Annotated in this window: 1 protein-coding gene; it reads left to right on the plus strand. The window is 31.5% G+C overall.

Going from position 1 to position 705, the window contains the following annotated elements; genetic code table 11:
• Window positions 1–153: 153 nt before the first annotated feature.
• Window positions 154–705 (plus strand): Rpn family recombination-promoting nuclease/putative transposase (locus tag HMPREF0381_RS15290; protein ID WP_008750677.1); only part of this gene is annotated, 552 nt, incomplete at its 3' end.

Below are 705 nucleotides of genomic sequence, written 5' to 3' on the forward strand. Positions count from 1 at the left end.
GTTTAAGAATATTGTTATTGCAAAATATCTGCATTCATCATAAAATGAAGCCAAGTACATGGCTTTATTTTATTTATATGTTTATTTTTAAAGTTTATATCTTATTAAAACAATTTTCATCAAGTCAAATAAGCCATATTAAAGGGAGGTCGTATGAAAGGAAACAAAGAAAAAGATATTACACAGAAGACACTTGAAATGTATAATGATGTATTTGCTGATATTATAAATGTGTTACTGTTTAATGGGGAGAAAGTAGTAACAGAAGACAGTTTAACAGATGTATTGCAGGAGAGTATTCTGAAGATGGATGGAAGAATAAGGGCTCAGTATAGGGATATTGCAAAATATTGGCATAACAGTAAGATAAAATTATCAATGTTCGGATTGGAGAATCAAACAAAACCGGAAAAACTGATGCCTCTTAGAGTCTTTGGATATGATGGGGCGGAGTATGTACAGCAGGCTAAAAAAGAGAACAGTAAAGAAACAAAATATCCGGTGATTACATTGGTGCTATACTTCGGATATAATTGCAGATGGAATCAGCCAAAGAGCTTATTTGAGCTTTTAGATATAGATGAGAGAATCAAACCATATGTAAATGATTTCAAGATGAATCTCTTTGAGATAGCATATCTTGACAGAGAAAAGATAGATATGTTCAAAAGTGACTTTTGGATATTGGCTGATTATTTGTATCAG

The organism is Lachnoanaerobaculum saburreum DSM 3986 (assembly GCF_000185385.1).
Classification (GTDB): Bacteria; Bacillota; Clostridia; order Lachnospirales; family Lachnospiraceae; genus Lachnoanaerobaculum; species Lachnoanaerobaculum saburreum.